This window comes from Paenibacillus phyllosphaerae, from assembly GCF_014192105.1.
Taxonomy (GTDB): Bacteria; Bacillota; Bacilli; order Paenibacillales; family Paenibacillaceae; genus Paenibacillus_Z; species Paenibacillus_Z phyllosphaerae.
The window spans coordinates 110,464-128,356 of sequence record NZ_JACHXK010000008.1 but is presented as its reverse complement, the minus strand read 5'-3'; the positions used below and the strand labels follow the sequence as shown (position 1 = coordinate 128,356).

Annotated in this window: 13 protein-coding genes; 6 read left to right on the top strand and 7 right to left on the bottom strand. The window is 55.4% G+C overall.

Annotated features, from left to right (window positions below):
* Window positions 1-119: 119 nt before the first annotated feature.
* The 3 genes from FHS18_RS18280 to FHS18_RS18270 all read right to left on the bottom strand — a co-directional run bounded on the left by FHS18_RS18280 (window position 120) and on the right by FHS18_RS18270 (window position 3,800).
* The gene (locus tag FHS18_RS18280; RefSeq protein ID WP_221401378.1) at window positions 120-1,760 is read right to left on the bottom strand and encodes an extracellular solute-binding protein; all 1,641 of its coding nucleotides are present in this window, start codon (window positions 1,758-1,760) and stop codon (window positions 120-122) included.
* Between the two features lie 144 nt (window positions 1,761-1,904).
* Complete coding sequence (locus FHS18_RS18275) at window positions 1,905-2,795, bottom strand: carbohydrate ABC transporter permease (protein ID WP_183601536.1); 891 nt, start codon at window positions 2,793-2,795, stop codon at window positions 1,905-1,907.
* 33 nt (window positions 2,796-2,828) lie between these two features.
* Entirely contained in the window at window positions 2,829-3,800 is a 972-nt protein-coding gene (locus FHS18_RS18270) for an ABC transporter permease (RefSeq protein WP_183601535.1), read from the bottom strand.
* 196 nt (window positions 3,801-3,996) lie between these two features.
* Between FHS18_RS18270 and FHS18_RS18265 the strand changes: the two genes are divergently transcribed.
* From FHS18_RS18265 to FHS18_RS18250, 4 genes are all read left to right on the top strand, one after another.
* On the top strand, window positions 3,997-5,565 hold the full coding sequence (locus FHS18_RS18265) for a response regulator (RefSeq protein WP_183601534.1): 1,569 nt from the start codon (window positions 3,997-3,999) through the stop codon (window positions 5,563-5,565).
* A gap of 21 nt (window positions 5,566-5,586) precedes the next feature.
* On the top strand, window positions 5,587-7,389 hold the full coding sequence (locus FHS18_RS18260; RefSeq protein WP_183601533.1) for a histidine kinase: 1,803 nt from the start codon (window positions 5,587-5,589) through the stop codon (window positions 7,387-7,389).
* Between the two features lie 131 nt (window positions 7,390-7,520).
* The gene (locus tag FHS18_RS18255; RefSeq protein WP_183601532.1) at window positions 7,521-7,832 is read left to right on the top strand and encodes a hypothetical protein; all 312 of its coding nucleotides are present in this window, start codon (window positions 7,521-7,523) and stop codon (window positions 7,830-7,832) included.
* 13 nt (window positions 7,833-7,845) lie between these two features.
* Window positions 7,846-8,148 (top strand): transporter, encoded by a 303-nt coding sequence (locus FHS18_RS18250; RefSeq protein WP_183601531.1) that lies wholly within the window; start codon window positions 7,846-7,848, stop codon window positions 8,146-8,148.
* An 86-nt stretch (window positions 8,149-8,234) separates the two neighbouring features.
* Here FHS18_RS18250 and FHS18_RS18245 read toward each other — a convergent pair whose 3' ends face one another.
* The 4 genes from FHS18_RS18245 to FHS18_RS18230 form a co-directional block, all read right to left on the bottom strand.
* Complete coding sequence (locus tag FHS18_RS18245) at window positions 8,235-10,352, bottom strand: alpha-galactosidase (RefSeq protein ID WP_183601530.1); 2,118 nt, start codon at window positions 10,350-10,352, stop codon at window positions 8,235-8,237.
* A 278-nt stretch (window positions 10,353-10,630) separates the two neighbouring features.
* Window positions 10,631-13,642, bottom strand: coding sequence for a carbohydrate-binding protein (locus tag FHS18_RS18240; protein WP_183601529.1), 3,012 nt, complete (start codon window positions 13,640-13,642; stop codon window positions 10,631-10,633).
* Window positions 13,643-13,934: 292 nt separating this feature from the next.
* Window positions 13,935-14,714: an aldo/keto reductase gene (locus FHS18_RS18235; protein WP_281378796.1), complete on the bottom strand. Its 780-nt coding sequence runs from the start codon at window positions 14,712-14,714 to the stop codon at window positions 13,935-13,937.
* 52 nt (window positions 14,715-14,766) lie between these two features.
* Window positions 14,767-15,924: an enolase C-terminal domain-like protein gene (locus tag FHS18_RS18230; RefSeq protein WP_183601527.1), complete on the bottom strand. Its 1,158-nt coding sequence runs from the start codon at window positions 15,922-15,924 to the stop codon at window positions 14,767-14,769.
* A gap of 182 nt (window positions 15,925-16,106) precedes the next feature.
* Between FHS18_RS18230 and FHS18_RS18225 the strand changes: the two genes are divergently transcribed.
* Window positions 16,107-17,036, top strand: a complete 930-nt coding sequence (locus FHS18_RS18225; protein WP_183601526.1) for an ArsR/SmtB family transcription factor — start codon at window positions 16,107-16,109, stop codon at window positions 17,034-17,036.
* Between the two features lie 3 nt (window positions 17,037-17,039).
* Window positions 17,040-17,861: an AraC family transcriptional regulator gene (locus FHS18_RS18220; protein ID WP_183601525.1), complete on the top strand. Its 822-nt coding sequence runs from the start codon at window positions 17,040-17,042 to the stop codon at window positions 17,859-17,861.
* Window positions 17,862-17,893: the final 32 nt, after the last annotated feature.

The window sequence follows — 17,893 nt, the reverse complement described above, 5'->3', positions numbered from 1 at the left end:
GATCCTCCTCATCTTGTTTGGCAAAATGACAAAAGGGGCCAAGCGTGAAATCTTGTGCCCCTTTATATCTACTGAGCGCAATGCTGCGTGTGCTTTACCACACACGCAAGCCATTACGCTTACTTCCACAACTCCTGCCGCTTCTTAAAGTTATCCGTTATCACGGCTTCCACTTTCTCGTCGCCCGCTGCTTTCATGGACGCCAGCATCGCGTCGAAGCTTGCGTTGGCTTCAGCTTCGCTGCCGGAGATGATGATTTTCGTCAGCGATTGCTTCATGATATCTTGAATTTTCTGGTAGTTCAGCGATTCCGGCGTGCCGCCTTCCGGTCCGAGGTTGTCGTATGGCGACGTATCCCAGACGGAATCAAGCAGGTTCTTGATCGCCATCTGATCGATCTCGCCGCGGTTGTAACGGCCGATATCGTATGGCGTGCCGTCGGAGCCGACGCCGTTCTTCACGAACCAGGTCCAGTAGCGGACGCCGTTCGTTTTGGTCGTTGCGGCCCAGTCGTCCTTCAGCCCCTGCAGCAGCTCTTCGCGAGGGACGTGTTTGCCGTCTTTCATATCCCAGTGCGTACCCTCGATACCATACATGAGCAGGTATTGGCCTTCTTCGCTTGCCAGGAAGTTAATGAATTTCATCGTTTCTTCCGGATGCTTGTTGTTCTTCGTGATCGCGATCGCATCCCAGCCGAGCGGGCTGCGCGGGCCGTATGTCGTCTTGGCCGGATCGACGCCTGGCGCTACCACCTTGTAGGCATACAATTGGCTATCGTCGCCGCCGGATTTTTTCAGCGCGCCATTGGCATTGCCGAGATCCCAATAGGCTGCAGGCGTCGAGAAGACGATGCCGTTGGCGATCTTCTGCTCCCATGTCTGCGTCTTGCTCACCGCCCAATCTTTGTCGATCAAGCCATCGCGGTAGAGCTTATTCATATAGAGAATCATTTCGCGGTACTTCGGATCTTTCACGTCGAACTTCAGCGTGCCGTTATCTTCGAAATACGTTTTCAAGCCCCACATGCCTTTGAACGTGCCGAGCACCGCGCCCATATTCTCGCCGTTGAGCGTCAGCGGAATCGACGCCTTGCCGTCTACGCTCGGATACTTCTCCTTGTAGCTCTTCAGCAGCGCCTCGAACTCCTCGGTCGTGAACGGCTGGCCGCCTTCCGCTTTATCCGGCGCGAGCTCCTTGAGCACGTCTTTGCGCATCTGCACGCCGAATACCGGATCGTTATCGAGCCCATACCAGTTGGATAGATAATAGTTCTTGCCGTCCGTATGGCGCGTTTGCTTCAGGATGTCGCCATACATGCTTTTCACGTCTGGACCGTATTGATCGAGCAGATCGTTGAGCGGAATGATTGCGCCGGCTGCAATATATTTGTTCACGAGATCGCCGCCGCGGCTCATGAGGATGATGTCCGGCAGATCGCCGCTTGCGAGCATCAGGTTCAGCTTCTCCGCCGGATTGCCGGTCGGCTGCTGGATCTCGACTTTCACGCCGGTCCGTTTCATGATCTCTTGGGCAACCGGATTGGTGAACGACTCGCCTGTATTCTGGTCGAAGAACGTCAGCGTGATCGGTTCGGACGGTTTCGTCGTATCGCCTGCATTGCCCGAATCTGCTGCATTGTTCGTCGTATTGTCTGCGTTACCGCTATTCCCGCCATTGCCTGTATTATTGCCGCATGCGGCCAGCATCGAGCCGGCGAGCACGAGCGACATCGCCACGGAAAGTACGCGTATTTTGGTCATGCGTGTATCCCCCTATGTTCGTAATCGTTGCGTCACAACCTCTACTTACCTTAAGTTCGATCCGTATGCCCGATTAGCCTGCTTGGGCGGCATTCCCCCTCTCAAGATCTGCTGCGTTATGATCGTTCCTTGCCCTATACCGATCTAGCTTTTCACCGCGCCGAGCGTCATCCCTTTGACAAAATACCGCTGCAGGAACGGGTACACCAGCACGATCGGCAGCGTCGCGACCATCGTGGCGGCCATCCGGATCGTATCCGAGGAGACCGCGAGCCGCTTGGCGGAGTCGGCCATCTTCTGGGCGTCGGATACCATGCTGCCGGTCTGGTATTGATTGAGGATTTTGACCAGCACGGCCTGCAAGGTCTTCAGATCGGGATTGTAAGTGAACACGTAGGAATCGAACCAGGCATTCCAGTGACCGATCGCCGTGAATAGCGCAATGGTTGCCAGCACCGGCAGCGTTAACGGCAGGATGATGCGGAAATAAATATGCAGGTCATTCGCGCCGTCGATTTTGGCCGATTCGACCAGCTCTCCCGGCAATCCTTCGATATACGTCCGGATCAGAATCATATAGAACACATTCATCAGTCCGGGCAGAATGAAGACCCAGAACGAATCGATCAATTGCAGGTTCTTCAGCACCATGTAGTAGGGAATCAAGCCTCCGCTAAAGTACATCGTGAAGATAAAATACAGCGTGATCGGCTTGCGGAGCATCAGCTCCCGATTGCTGAGCGGATAAGCCAGCAAGCTGATGACAAGGACCGTCAGCGGCGTGCCTATTGCCGTTCTGGCGACGGTGACGCCGACCGAATGAAGAATCTCGCCGTCTGTCAGAATTTCGCGGTAGCTCGTAAAGCTCAGCTCCCTCGGCCAGAAATAAATCCCGCCTTTAATCGTATCGGAAGCGCTGTTGACCGACAGGACCAGCACGTTCCAGAACGGATAGAAGGTGGCGAACAGCACGGCGATCAAGAACGCGTAAACGACGCCGGTGTAGATGATATCCCCCATGCTTCTGCTTCTCATGAAACCTCTTCCTTTCTCTAAGCGAGCCGCCTGCTAGAACAGCGATTGGTCATTGACCTTCTTCGCGATATGATTCACGGTCAGCACCAGGACGAATGCCACGATCGACTTGAACAATCCGACGGCCGAAGCGTACGAGAACATGCTGTTCTGCAAGCCGTACCGGTACGTATAGGTGTCGATAACGTCGGAGTATTGAAGCACCAGGTCATTCTGTAACAAATATTGCTGGTCGAATCCGGCATTCAGCACCCCGCCGACCGCCAGGATGAGCAGGATCACGATCGTCGGCTTCAGCGCGGGCAGCGTCACGTACAGCATTTGCTTCATTCGCGAGGCTCCGTCGACTTTGGCCGCTTCATACAGTTCGGGATTGATCGCGGCGATGGCGGCCAGATACATGATGGCGTTGAACCCCATATCCTTCCACGTGTTGGACGAAGCGATGATCCACCAGAAGTAATGCCCGTTCTGGAAGAACGCGATCGGCTCATCGGTCAGATGCAGCACCATCAGGATCTTATTGACCAGACCTTCCGAGGACAGCAGCGTGATGATGATGTTCGCCGCGATTACCCACGAGATAAAGTGCGGCAGATACGATACGGTCTGAAAAAGCTTCTTGAACGCCCCGCTCCGCACCTCATTGATCGCTAGCGCCAGAATGATCGGCGCCGGGAAGCCGAATAACAGGCTGAGCAAGCTCTGCGCCAGCGTGTTGCGCATGATGATCCAGAAGTCCCCGTTCGTGAAGAAGTAACGAAACCACTGCAGCCCGACGAATTCGCTGTGGAAGAACGACGTGAAGAACGAACCGCCCGGCTGATAATTAATGAATGCCATATACAGGCCGAACAGCGGGCCGTACGAGAAGAATAGCGTGCAGACGAATGCCGGCAGGATCATCAGCCAGAGCATTTTTTGCTGGCGTAACCGCTTGCCGATCCCGGCGGACTTGCCGTTTCCCGGCAGCGTGGCCTTCGCTTGTGCCGCTGCTGTGTTCATTGGTGCCCCTCCTTGTGAGTGTGTAATGTGCTTGATTGACTCTAATTATAGGGGAGCTCTCGCGGCGCCTTCTATGCAAACATCCGCCGAATCGTAGCTCTAACCGCCGGAGATTGACGCTAAGGATTGTTGAAATGCGGTAGACCTACTACAATGAAGACATTGAAGAAACCTGAACGTTAGGAGGCTGCCCCGGATGTATACGATCTTAATCGTGGATGACGAGAAACTTGAATTGGAAGCGTTCACAGAAAGCGTGCCCTGGGCTTCCATGGGCATTCGCGTGATCGGCACGGCGAAAAACGGACGCGAAGCGCTCGAGCTGACGCAGCGCCTGAACCCCGATATCGTGCTTACGGATGTCCGCATGCCAATTATGGACGGCCTGGAATTCGCCAAGCGGGCCAAGCAGTTCAACAAACATCTGAAGATCGTGTTCCTGAGCGGACACGATGAATTCCAATATATTAAGACGGCGCTCGCGGTCGAAGCTTCCGGCTACCTGCTGAAGCCGATCGACATGGAAGAACTGACGCTGCTCATGGATAAAGTGAAGGTCAAATGCGAGGAAGCCAAGCTGATTGCGCAATCGGAGGAGATGGCAAAGGACAAGCAGCTTCGTCTGCTGCTGACCGAGAATTCGCCGGAGCACCGCAATCACCTCGCCGCAGGCCTTCATCAGCTCGACCGCGGCGCCTTTCCGCTCCAAGGCCCCTATCGGGCTGCCTATCTTACCGTGAGCTACTGCGGGAATGCCGGAGCGGCGGGCGAAGCAAGCGAACCGGTCAGCGAACCGATCCAGAGCAGCGTGCGCGACGCGCTGGCGAGATCCCTGCGCGCACTTGGCTATAACGGAAGATGCCTCGATTGGGAACACGGCACGTTCACGGCGTTATTCCAATCCGATCAAGAAGATGAAGCGATGTGGGATCGGCTGCAGCTGCTGCTCGCGGATGATTTTCCGATTCGGCTGACGATCGGGTTGTCGAGTACCGGTGCGCGTCTAGAGAATGCCTATACCTTGTTCCGGGAAGCTCAGCTGGCAAGCGATCACGCCTTCTACTGGGGTCTTGGTTCATTGCTTGTAGCGGACCGTCTTCGCACGCCGGTGACGGAGGAGATCGAGGTCGAAGATACGCGTGCTCACTTATGCCGTCTTATCGGTCATCAGCAATCCGAAGAGACCGAGACCGAAGTTGCGCGTTTCTTCCGGGAGCTGCGCGACCGATGCATCCATCGGCATCTTGTCCGCACTGCGGCCGTACGGCTGGTATCCGGCGTGCTGCAGCATTTTGGCACCGCGATGAAGGAATTGTCGATCCCGGCGATGAACAGCGAATGGGAAATCATGAACAATTGCGCGTCGATGGCGGAGATTGAAGAGCATGTCCGGCATGTGTGCCACCGCCTCATCATGGCGTTGTCGGAGAAAGATAAGGACCGCCATCAGCATATCGTGAGGCAAATTCGCTCGATTATCGAGACTTCCTACCAGAAGCCGATCACCGTCGAAGATATCGCCCGGGAAGTCTATCTATCGCCGAACTACATTCGCACCATCTTCAAAGAGAAGACCGGTCAGACCATTCTCGAGGTCATCACCCAGCATCGAATGGAACAGGCCTCGCTCCTGCTTGCCGACAAATCGCTCAAGATCCATGAAATCGCCGGCCGCGTCGGTTACGAGAACGTATCCTACTTCTGCTCGATATTCCAGAAGACGACCGGCCTTACGCCGAACAGCTACCGCAAGCAAATTTGCTAGAAGATCCGGAGGGTATCGGCTGTGCTGTACACCATCTTTGCTATCTTAACGAAGCCTTTCCGCCATATGCGTCTGCGCAACAAGCTGTTCGCGCTCGTCGGCTTGGTCTCCCTCGGTCCGATTCTGCTGTTCGGCGCTTACTCGTACGAGACGATGCGCAGGGAGCTGACCCGCCAGATGTACGACTCGATGGCCGGGACGACCGGGCAGGTAAGCGCCAACCTGAAGATGAAGCTCGACTCGTATTCCAAAATATCGTCCTCCCTCTACCTCGATCGCCGTCTGCAGACGATGCTGACGAACGATTATTCGAGCGGGAGCGGCTATCTCGAAGCCTATGATTATATCAATAACACCTTCAACAACCTGCTCGCGACCAACTCCGATATTGCGGACGTGGTCGTCTATTCCACTAACCCTACCCTCCCGGCCGATCAAGTCTTCATCAGGCGTGCCGACGAGAAGATGAAGCAGAATGCGTGGTACCGGGCGGTGGAGAAAGCTTACGGCTCCGTCACCTTCACGGTCATGCGCGCGACCAACCCGACCAACGAAGCGGTCGCCCAAGGGACCGAGGAACGTAAGCCCAATCGGATCGTGCTGGCTAGACAGTTGGATAACAACAGCCTAAATTACCCCTACGGAATTCTGACGTTGGACATTCCGGAGGCCGATATTTATGCGCTGATGGAGAAGGAAAACGTGAGCAAGGCGGTGTTCGTCGTGGCTGCCGACGGTACGATTATCTCCGGCAAAGACAAATCGCTGCTGAACGAGAATTTGTACGCGCAGCTGCATGGGGAGCAATCCGATGGGCTGACCGGAAGCTACTTCGGGACCTATAACGGCGAACGCGTCTATGTCGTCTACAACACGATCGATAACGGCTGGCGGACCGTCTCGGTCGTCTCTTACGACAGCTTGCTGAGCAACGTGAACCGCGCGTTCTCCCGCATCGCCGTTATCGGACTGGCCACAGCGCTCGTCGCGATCGGGCTCATCTATATCATGGCTCGACTGTTCACCAAACGAATCGAAAAGCTGCTTCAGGTGACGCGGCGAATCGAACGCGAGGACTTCGACATCCAGCTGCCGGACAACTCCCACGACGAGCTCGGTCAGCTTTCGTTCGCCATGACCAAGATGTCCGGACGGATGAAGGCGCTCATTAACGAGGTCTACAAGAAGGAAATCGCCAAGAAGGAAGCCGAGATGAATATGCTGCAAGCGCAAATCAATCCGCATTTTCTATACAACACGCTCGCCTCCATCTCGGCGTTGGCCGCCCGCAGCCAAGATACGCGAATTCAGGACATGGTCGGGCATCTAGCGAAGTTTTACCGGATCTCGCTGAACAAAGGCAAGCGGATCATCAGCTTCGGCGAAGAGCTCCGTCTGACGAAATCCTATATCGCGATCCAGCAGCTCCGATTCCAGGGCCTGCTCCACATCCATGAACGGATCGACGAGGCCGCGCTCCCTTATCCGGTCGTGAAGCTCATGCTGCAGCCGTTCATCGAGAACGTGATCAACCATGCGATCTGGGACGACGAAGCCGGCATCAATATTATTCTGAAAGCGCAGATCGAAGGCGATATCCTCCTGCTCCACGTCATTGACGACGGCATGGGCATGCGGCCCGAGAAGCTGGCGCTGCTGCAGCCCGAGTGGGACGGCGAGAGCACCTCGGGTTACGGAATCCGCAATGTGGATGCCCGTATCAAGCTGGCTTTCGGCGAAGAGTACGGGGTTCGGATATACAGCCGCTTCGGCATCGGGACGTCGGTGCAGATTCGTATTCCGCTCAGCGGGCTGAAGGAATAGGCAACGTGAGCATCCGTTCGGCTGCCCCCCATCCGCCTATCTCGCTTTGAATTAGGCTGTTATCCAGTGCACGGCGTAGGCCTCCGCATATGATGAGGTGTACGGATAACTATAGAGATGGAGGTCGTTACATGAGCATGCATTCTCCAAACCTTCAAGAGCATACGATCTATCAAGCCAACACGAATATGAAACAGTCGATGAAATCCGTTCGGGATCATATCCATCACGTGTGCAAGCAGCATGTGAACCGGTACGTGCGCGTCGAGACGCTCGACGGCGATGTATTCGAAGGGGTTATCGTCCATTGCGATAAAGGGGTACTCTACCTGAAGATGCCCGGCCACGCGGCGCCGAGAGGCTTCACGCAAAATTTCCACAATGACGTGATCTTGCCGCTCGTCCTGTATGAATTACTCGTCATTACACTCATGCTCATATAAGGAGTGATTGATCATGGCATTCATGCCGCCGCAAGGACCTCAAGGTCCGCAGCAACCCCCTACGGCTCCGCCGCCGCAGATGACGCCGCCGCAGCCGATGTCGCAGCAAGGCGTATCCTCATTCGCCGTCGATCCCGGGGGAATCCGAGGTTGCTTATTCCGCAATACGTACATTTGGCCTCGCTTCGGGAACGGCTTCTGGTTCTATCCTACGTTCGTCGGCCGCACGTCGGTGGCGGGCTATCGTTGGAACGGTCGCTTCTGGGCGTATTCCGGAATTAGCCTAAGAAGCATCGAATCGTTCACCTGTGTCTAGCTGCTGCTTCCCATGAACGAATATAAAGATCCCCCGGGACTACTGGTGTCCCGGGGGATTTCTTCAACCAATCCTTTAACTTGCGCTTAATTCAGCTTCAGCAGCTTGGATTGGCCGGCTGCCAGCTGCACGTTCAGCGTCCCGGATGCCGTAGAGGTCGTGCCGCTCCACAAATCGCTCACGGTATAAGTCGCGCTGCCGCTGAGTCCCGCGCGGGCAAGGCTCAGCGATACCGTCCGGGCCGATGTCAGACTATAGTTGAATAACGCCAGATAGTAAGCGCTGCCGTCTTGCAGCACGAACGCATCCGCCGCAGCCGAGCCGGTGTTGCCCTCGACGGCCCGGAACGCTTTGCCTTTGCGGGCGACCTCGTTGACGCTATTGTTCGTGAGCAGCTGCAGCGCCCGCCCTTGTTCGGCGCTCTGGGTCAGATCGTTGCCGTTTAGGAAGACCGTTCCCGCGATGACGGCGGAGTTGACGCGGCTGCGCGCTTCTTCCGTATTGCTTTTGAGCACCATATGATCCGGATCGGTGTACTTATAGATCGTCCCGTTCTGCCACCAGCCGTAGGTCAAGGAATTCAGCAGATACTCGCTGGATGTGCTGCTGCCGCTCAGATCGCCGTAGACATCGCAGGAGATACGCCGCGCATGGCCGTATTGGCTCGGGAAGATCGGGGCGATGGACAGCGAGATGAACATGGTGCCGGCAATCCGGTCCCGGATATAGGCCATACCCATGTTGTACGCTTGGATGCCGGTCTTCACGTTAACGTCGGCATGATGCCCTTCAAGCGAACCGTGCGTCAGGAAATCCAGCTTGATGTAATCGAAGCCTTTGGCCTTGAATTTATCGATGTAGTGATTGATGCGCTGCTTGGCGCCGGGATGCGTCGGGTCGACCGGATAAGCGCCGTCGAGCGATTTGTCCCAATGGGATCCGTCCGCCCGCTTGAGTACGATATCGCCGTACGTGTAACTCGAACCTTCCACCGTCTGGCTCATATTATCGCCCCAGTACACGAACGGTGCCCAGTAGATGCCTGCCTTCTGCCCGTTGGCATGCACCGTATTCACGAAGTTCGTGAGCTCCGTGTCGCTCAGATTGTCCCAGTAGGAATCGAGATTGATGTAGACGGTGTTGTTGTTCACGAAGTTGTTGTTCTGCAAATTGTTCTTGACCCAGTTCGACGTCGCGACCGCGTTCGTATAATTCAGGTTCGTCTGAACGCTGCCCCAGCTGTTCCAGCCGAACGGAACGCCTCCATTCCAGGCCAGCGTGCCGCTCTGGGTCGCATTGACTCGCCCGTACTCCTCCATTCCCGTCCGCCAGTCGGCGTAGTAGCCGACGAATATTTTGGGCGACCATAAGCTCGTGCCCGTCAGTTTGCCATGTCCATCCTTATCGCGGGTCGCGCTGTCGGCTACGCCTCCGTACACTTGCAGTTCCGTCACATTATTGCCGGTTCCGTAGTACCAGATGCCGGTCTTCCATGTGTCGTGGGTGATCGAACCGAAGATAAGCCCGTTGCGGCTGTCATTGTCGTAGGTCGCGAACACTTCATAGCTCTGGGCCGAACTGTTCGCCGGCTTCGCGTCATAGCGCACCCACTGGTCGTTATCAAACGGCACGACGAGCGCGCGCTTGTTCGCGCTGGCATTAATCGAGGTTGCGCCGCCGTCGCTCTTCAGCGGAGCCATGTAGCCGCTGCTGATCGAGGCCGTTCCCGTCACGTTGATGTCGGTGAAGAAGAACGGCTCGCCATCGTACAGATAAAAATGCTGCCGGATATCCTGCTTCCCGCTTGCTTGATGAACGAACGTAATCCGCGTGCCTACCCCATGCCCGTCGACGAAAGTGGCCACATCGGCGGTCGAGAAAGTATGAGACGTATAATCCTTTGCCTTAAAGGTGGCCGTGGAGGCGAACTCCGCGTACATGCCGCCTGCCTTCTTGGCGCTATTCCAATAGAAGTCCGCGAGGCCGGTCGTTTTGTTGAAAATAATACGCACCGACCCATTCGTAATCGTTGTTGCGCTGGTGGTATCGTCTACCGTCGTTTGGTTGTACGTGTAGACGGCAGCGTCCACCTGCTGGATCGGCAGTTGGAACAGTACCGTTCCCAGCATGATGACGGAGAGGACAAACGGTAGGAGTTTCCCTCTCTTGCGAGCCATGGACGATAATATATTCGATTTCATCATTCATCTCCTCAACCTAATATTGGAAGCGCTTCCGTAAACGATTATAACGGGCCTCTCGCCTCCTTCGCTATGCCAATTCTCTACGAAACATAGCCGAAAACGATGAGGACGAGTTCTGCGAAAGAATCTGCTAATTAATCGGCAATGGATTCGGAGAATAATTTTGCGTTCGCGCATGCGTTGAAACAACGGGAAAAAGCCGAGGCAAGTTATCCTTGCCCGGCTTCCCGATACCGTTATCGCTTGATGCGTTCATGCTGCTAGCGCGTTCATTTTCCTCAGCGTGATTGTACCTTAAACTCGTACAGCCTGGACTCGGCCGCTCCGAGCGATACGGTCAGCGCATCGCCTGTCAGCTTCGAGGTTGCGCCGCTCCACAGCTCGGTTACCTTGTACGTTTTGCCCATTTCCACTCCGGCTCTCGCAAGCGAGATGGACTTGTTGGACGCTTCTTTGCTGTAATTGAACACAGCGAGATAATACGTATCCTTATCCTTTGATACGAAGGCATCTGCCGCTTGCGCGCCTGTATTGCCCTCAATGGCACGGAACGCTTTGCCTTTGGTCGCGAGTTCCAGCACGTCTTTATTCGTGTAGAGAACTTTCATATATTCTTGCGCTTTCGGATCGTTCACGTCATCGGATCCGAGGAAGACCGTGCCTGAGATCACGGCCGAGTTTACCCGGCTTCTCGCTTCCTCGAGCGTCGCCGCCCGCGTCAATGCCATATGATCGGGATCCGTGTAGTGATAGATCGTGCCATTCTGCCACCAGCCATAGGTCAGCGCATTCAGCTGATACTCGGTATCGCCGATGCTGCCGAACGTATCCGTGGCAATCCTGCGGCTATGCGCGTATTGGCTCGGGAACATCGGCGCGATCGACGCGCTGATGAACATGGAGCTGCCGATCAGTTTGTTCATTTCCTTCATCCCGGCATTGTAGGCTTGCGTACCGGTCTGCACGGCCGGATCATAATGGTCGCCTTCCAGCGCGCCATGGGTCAGGAAGTCCAACTTGATATATTCGAAGCCGAGGCGCTTGAATTTGCCAAGGAAATAGTTCATCCGCTCCTTCGCGCCCGGATGCGTCGGGTCGACCGCATAGGCACCATCAAGCGTCGGCAGCAGATTGCCGTCATGGTCGCGAAGCAGGATATCGCCGTACTTGTACGTTGAACCGTCTACGGGTTGTTCCATATTGTTGCCCCAATAGACGAACGGCCCCCAATAGATGCCGGCTTTCTGGCCGTTCTTCCGGATCGTCGCCACCACGTCAGCGAGCTGCTGGTCGTTCAAGTTGTCCCAATAGGAATCCAGGTTGATGTAGGTCACGTTGTCGTTATCCATGGACTTGAGCTGTTTCTTATAGTAGTTCGACGTATCGATGATATTCTGGTAGGATAGCGAACTGCCGAATGCTCCCCAGCTGTTCCAACCGACGGGCACTCCGCTTGGCACCTTCTTGCCGAATGCGAGCGGCGGCGCGATGACCGCATTCGCTTCGCCGTATGCTTCCATGCCCGTGCGGTAATCGTTATAGTAACCGACGAAGACCTGAGGCGATGTCAGCTTCGAACCGGTAACCGTCCCATGCGGCTGCGAGTCATGCGTCTTGGCGGATGAAGCGCCGCCGTATACGCTAAGCGAATTCAGCTTGTTCGCTTCCCCGATAAAATCGATTCCCGTCTTCCACGTATCATGCGTGACAGAACCGACAATGAGGCCATTGCGGGACGTATTGTCGTAGACGGCCGTTACTTCATAGCTCGTATCGGCAGCATTGATCGGCACCGCTTGGTAACGCACCCACATATCGTTGTCGTAAGGGACGGACAAGACGCGGCCGTCGCCATTGCCGAGCGTGCCCAGGCCGATATCGATACCGCCTTCGGTATTCGTCACCACGGGGGCAAAATAATTCGCCGAAAGCGCTCCGTCCCCGGGCGCCTCCGTGCGCGTCAAGAAGTACGGCTTATTCGCATAGAAGCTGTAAATCTGATTCAGCGTCGGCTTACCCGCTTCATGGCTTGCGAAAGTCACTTTGATCCCGCTGCCGAATCCGTCCTTCAGCGGCTTCACGTCGCTCATCGAGAACGTGTGCGCGCTGTAACAGCTGCTCGCCAGATCGCCGAATTTGCTGTATACGCCTTTAGCGACGGTCTGCCCGTTCCAGCTGTATGCGGCAAGCCCCTTCTGCGTATCGTACTGGACCGAATAAGATCCTTGTTCGATCTGAACGATATGCTCGAATTGCTTCACGCTGATCTTGCCGAAGGACTTGGAAGCCGTCGGCTTGCCAGCCGGCAGTTGCGCATTGGCTTCGGCCCGCTCGCATCCGGCCACGACCTGACCTGCATGCGGCGCGACCGTAATCTTGTCCAAGTCCGGCGCATAGCCGCCGCCGTCCGAGAACAAGAGGCTGTTATCGCCGGCTTGCAGCATGACCTGAATGTTCTGGGTGCCTACGGTGTCCCAGTCCGGCGTCTTGGCGAACAGGATGCTCTGCGCAGGACCGTCATTGACGCTCACACTGAACGAACGCGGATCGCCGGAGATATAATATACGGTAATTTCATATGCGCCGGCTTCGGGAACGTTGATACCGTTCATGCGTACAGCGGCGCCTTGGTACAGATTGCCGACTTTCTTCCCATCCGAGCAAGCCGCGCAATCGTTGATGGAGGCGTTGCCGCTCAGTTCATTGCCCGCTGCCTCTCCCTCGTAGCTTTGTGCCGCAGGCACGATCGTAATGCGGTCGATGTCCGGGGAATAACCGTTGCCGTCGGCGAAGGTGATGGCATTCATGCCGGCCGCAAGCTCGAGCATGACCGATTGCGTCCCGAGCGTGTCCCAATCCGCGGTCTTCATGAACTCGACATGCTTGGCAGCTCCGCCGTTGACGCTAATTTCCGCGCTGCGCGGATCACCGGAGATGTAATCGATGATGGCATAATACGAACCGGCTGCCGCAACTTCGATTCCCGTCATCTCAAGCGAGCTGCCCTGATACAGTCCCCCGACCTTAAGGCCTCCCGAGCATGGAGGGCAATCCGATACGGAAGCGTTGCCTGTCATCACGCTGCCTTCAGCCTCCGCCTCATATACCGTTCCTGAAGCTTCCGACGCGGCTTGAAGCGCAATCGGCTCGGCGGTAATGCCGTCTTGCGCAGAAGATGCCTCTTCTGTGCTCGCGTCCGCAGCAGGCGCTTCCGCAAACCCGGCATTGGCCGTCATAATGGAGAGCATAAGCAGTAGTGCCAACCATAACGTAAGCGGTTTCTTCATCATGTTTCTCCTTTCGCGAATGGAACTCTCATCGTTCATGTCAACTGTAACGGAGCGCGAATTCCCGGACAATCCAAGAATCTTCCGAAACATACCGCATAACATGGGAATCTTGCGAAGATGGATCCCATTGTGACCTCTGTCCGGATAAACGCACAAAAAAATGCTTACCAATGGAAAACCAAAGGTAAGCATTCATTGCAAAACTACCATACATAATAGAACGCCACAGGGGCTGGCGGGATCAACTTCTGCAACAATCTCCTTCGCGTTCAACAACCCCGTGCTTATCTCCTCACTTCGGATCGTCTGGATGATGGTTGAATCTCGTATTGGTGTTCATAAGGTCGATCCGCTCCATGTCTTCTTCGGCCAAGATGAAATCGAAAATATCTGCATTTTCAGTCAGCCTGGCAGCCGTGGACGTTTTCGGAATGACGACAACGCCTTTCTGCAGCTCCCAGCGGAGAACGATCTGTGCTGCCGTCTTCTTGTACTTGCCGCTTAATTCCGCCAAGGTCGGATGATCGAGACGCCCTTGCATGAGCGGGAAGTACGCCGTCACCTGGATCCCCTTCGATTGGCAGTAAGCGAGCAGCTCGGGCTGGCTCAGTAATGGATGGTACTCATACTGGTTGACCATCGGCATGATTTCGCAGTCGGCAAGCAGGTCTTCCAGATGATGGATTAAGAAGTTGCTGACGCCGATCGCCCGCACCCGACCGTCGAGGTACAGCTTCTCGAATGCCCGCCACGTCTCTTTGTATTTGCCCTGAATCGCCCAGTGGACCAAGTATAGATCGAGCACCTCAAGACCAAGTTTCTCCATGCTGCGGTCAAAGGCGCGGAGAGTCTCCTCGTACCCCTGGTCCGTATTGAACAATTTGGTCGTGATGAATAATTCCTCACGCGGTACTCCGCTCTGCCGGATGGCGCGGCCGACGCTTTCTTCATTGCCATAAACGCTGGCCGTATCAATGCTTCTGTAACCGGTACGAATTGCCTCTGCAACAATCTCAACCGTTGCCTCTGGATTCGCGCCCGCTCCCATACTGCCGAAACCAAGCCACGGCATATGAACCCCGTTCCGTAACACTGCGCAATCTTCGATCCTGACGACCAATTTATTATCCCCTCTCAATTGTCCATCCCTTAGCGGCAGACTGGTGCGTGAACAGCTCATCATCGAACCGCAAGCCGAATCCCGGCAAGGACGGGATGAGCATCGCCCCCTCATGGACCCGATAAGCGGAAGTGTCCATGCCCGCGATCGTAATGTCGTCCCATTCCACGAACTGAAAACCAGCGATACTCGGCGCTAGATGACCGGATACATAAATCCCGTAAGCGTTGCCATAACAATGCGGCGCGGTGCGCAGCCCGTGCTCATCGAGCTTCTTGCCGAGCTCCAGCCAGAATGTAAACCCTGGATGAATAATATCGTACTGGAGCACATCGACGAACCCCTTAACCGCCCAATCGACGAGAAACGGAGAGGCAAGACCTTCGCCGTCCGCGATCAGCACTTGTTGGTCCCGCTCGGTCAGCCAGGACTTGAGATCAGCATATAGCGCATCATCTTCGTGAAACGCCTCTTCCAGCCAATAAAGGTTCACATCGTTCAGCGCGCCAAGCACTTCCTTGGTCAAGTTCAAGTTGTAGGCGTTGTTCGCGTCAATCATGAGTTTTCCTGCCGGTCCCGCAACTTCACTGATTCCTCGGACGATGGCGATATCACGCTTTGTCCCTTCCAGGAGCGGCATATGTCTGCCCCCGCGGCCGACCTTGATTTTGAAGTGGCGGTGTCCCTTGGCATACCCTTCCCGCGCTTCCTCCTGCAGCAGCTTCACCGCATCGCGCTCATCCGGCAGATGGAGATCGTCGAAGTACAGCGACGTATCATAACACGGCACGCTCAGCTGCTCGCCTGGAGACAGCGGCTGTTCGGAGGCCAGCTCATAGACAGGCTTGTTCCTCCGGCGCCCCAGCCAATCGAGCAGCGGATATTCCAAAGAGGTCCTGAACGGGTTCAGGACGCGCCCTTCCCCATCTACGAAGGCGCCAAGCGGCTGCCCGACAACGGATCGCGCCTCTTCTCTCGATAAGTAAGAAGATCCATATCCGGTCTGTCCATCGATGGTGAGTCGAACAATGCTTACTTCGCAATGCTTCCCATGCACGCCGATCCGTCCGTTCGACCCCGCGAGACGGGCCCGCTCTCCGTGCAGCTTGGCAAATTCGATTTTTTCGATGACCGAGCCTAACTCGGCTTCCGACAACTGCATACCAAGTCCTCCTGTTCCTATTCAGCCTTCTTTAAGTTAGTTTAATAACGAATTAATTCGTCTACAGACTATATTCTAAAAACCCTCTTTCGATTCGTCAATCCTTCCAAGGAACCAAGGACGATAATTGAAGGTATCCCACCTTTTTGTTAGAATGATAACTAACTAAACGAGGTGAATCTATGCTTTCCCTATCTACCGATGAACAATCGTTGCTTGTCTATGAAGCGCTTGCTTCCAAACCACGGCTCGCGATTCTCCAAATGGTCGCCGAGCAGCCTCTCAGCGTCAAAGAGATCGCCGACCGTCTCTCTTTCTCCTCTGCGACGGTGACTGTCCATATCCGCAAGCTTGAGGAGGCTGGTCTGCTGTTGTGCCGGGCTGCCCCGGGCAAACACGGGCAGCAGAAGATTTGCTCGCTCACCCACACGCAGTTCGAGGGTCGGTTCGACAAGCAGCGGGATGCCGATCATTCGTTCACCTGCTCCATTCGAGTCGGGCACTATACCGATTATATGGTCAAGCCGACCTGCGGATTGGCTGAATCGTCGGGATTTATCGGACAGATCGACGATCCGCGTTATTTTTCGGATCCGCTGCATTTTAACGCGGACGTCATCTGGTTCGGCGAAGGGTACGTCGAATACCGCATTCCTAACTATCTGCTCAAGAACCAGCAGTTGGAGCGGCTCGAGATCTCGCTCGAATTGTGCTCCGAAGCACCGGGCGCCAACGAAAACTGGCCATCCGACATTTTCTTCGAGTTGAACCGCCGCCAGGTCGGGACGTGGACTTGCCCGGGGGACTTCGGAGACAAACGCGGGGCACTCAATCCGGACTGGTGGCCGCGGATCAACAAAACGCAGTACGGCCTGCTTAAGATTATCACCATCAATGAAGAAGGCTCCTTTATCGACGGCTTGCCGCTGTCGGGCGTGACGATCCGCGATCTCGACCTCACTTACGGCGCAGACATCCCGCTGCGGATCGGCGTCGCCTCGGACGCCCGCCACGTCGGCGGAGTAACGCTATTCGGGCAGCAGTTCGGCAACTACAACCAGAATATCGAAGTCGAATTCCGCTGCAAACCATCGGGCGCAAGGAGGAAGTGACAAGTGGAAGCGGACAAACAGTCCTTCTGGAAGTCATATTTGACCGGTCTTCAGCTTTCCGTAACGGTCGCTAATTATACCAAAGTGCCGCTCAGCTGGAACGAAGATCACTATACGCCGGACTTCAACAAGCTCTACTTGATTGAAGATGGCGAAGGCTATATCCAGGTCGATGGCCATCGCTATTACCCAACGCCCGGTACCCTGTGCTTGCTTCCTGCAGAGAAGCTGCAATCTTACGGTACGGTCAGTCCTCATACCTACAGCAAATACTGGTGCCACTTCACGGCCAAGCTCGGCGGTCAGCATCTGTTCCAACTGCTGGATACGCCTGCTGTCGTGCAGCTGAAGGACTTTGACAAGGCCAAGTCGTTGTTCCAACAGCTTGTCGAAGCCCGTTGGAGCGAAGCATGGACAGCCGAGCTCCATGTGCAGGCCGCCCTGCTTGGCCTGATCGCCGCCTATATCGAGGAATCCGGCGCCGTGGTGCTGAACACGCAGCATTCGGGTCCTTTTCGCCAAATGAATGTCGTACTCGCCTACATAGACGCCCATCTATCCGAGAACATAACGGTGGAGGAGCTTGCTCAGCTGGTTCACTTCCACCCCAATTATTTCATCCGCATTTTCAAAAAAACGACCGGCTTGTCCCCCATCCAATACGTGAACCGCAAACGGATGGACAAGGCCATCGAGCTGCTCCAGTTCTCGAAACTCAGCGTCTCCGCCGTCTCCCACGAGCTCGGCATGGAACCAGCGTACTTCTCCCGCTTGTTCAAGGAATATACGGGATTATCGCCAAGCGAGTATAGGGAGCGGACATAATCTGTGCCGGTAAGGAAAAACGTCTCTGCCGC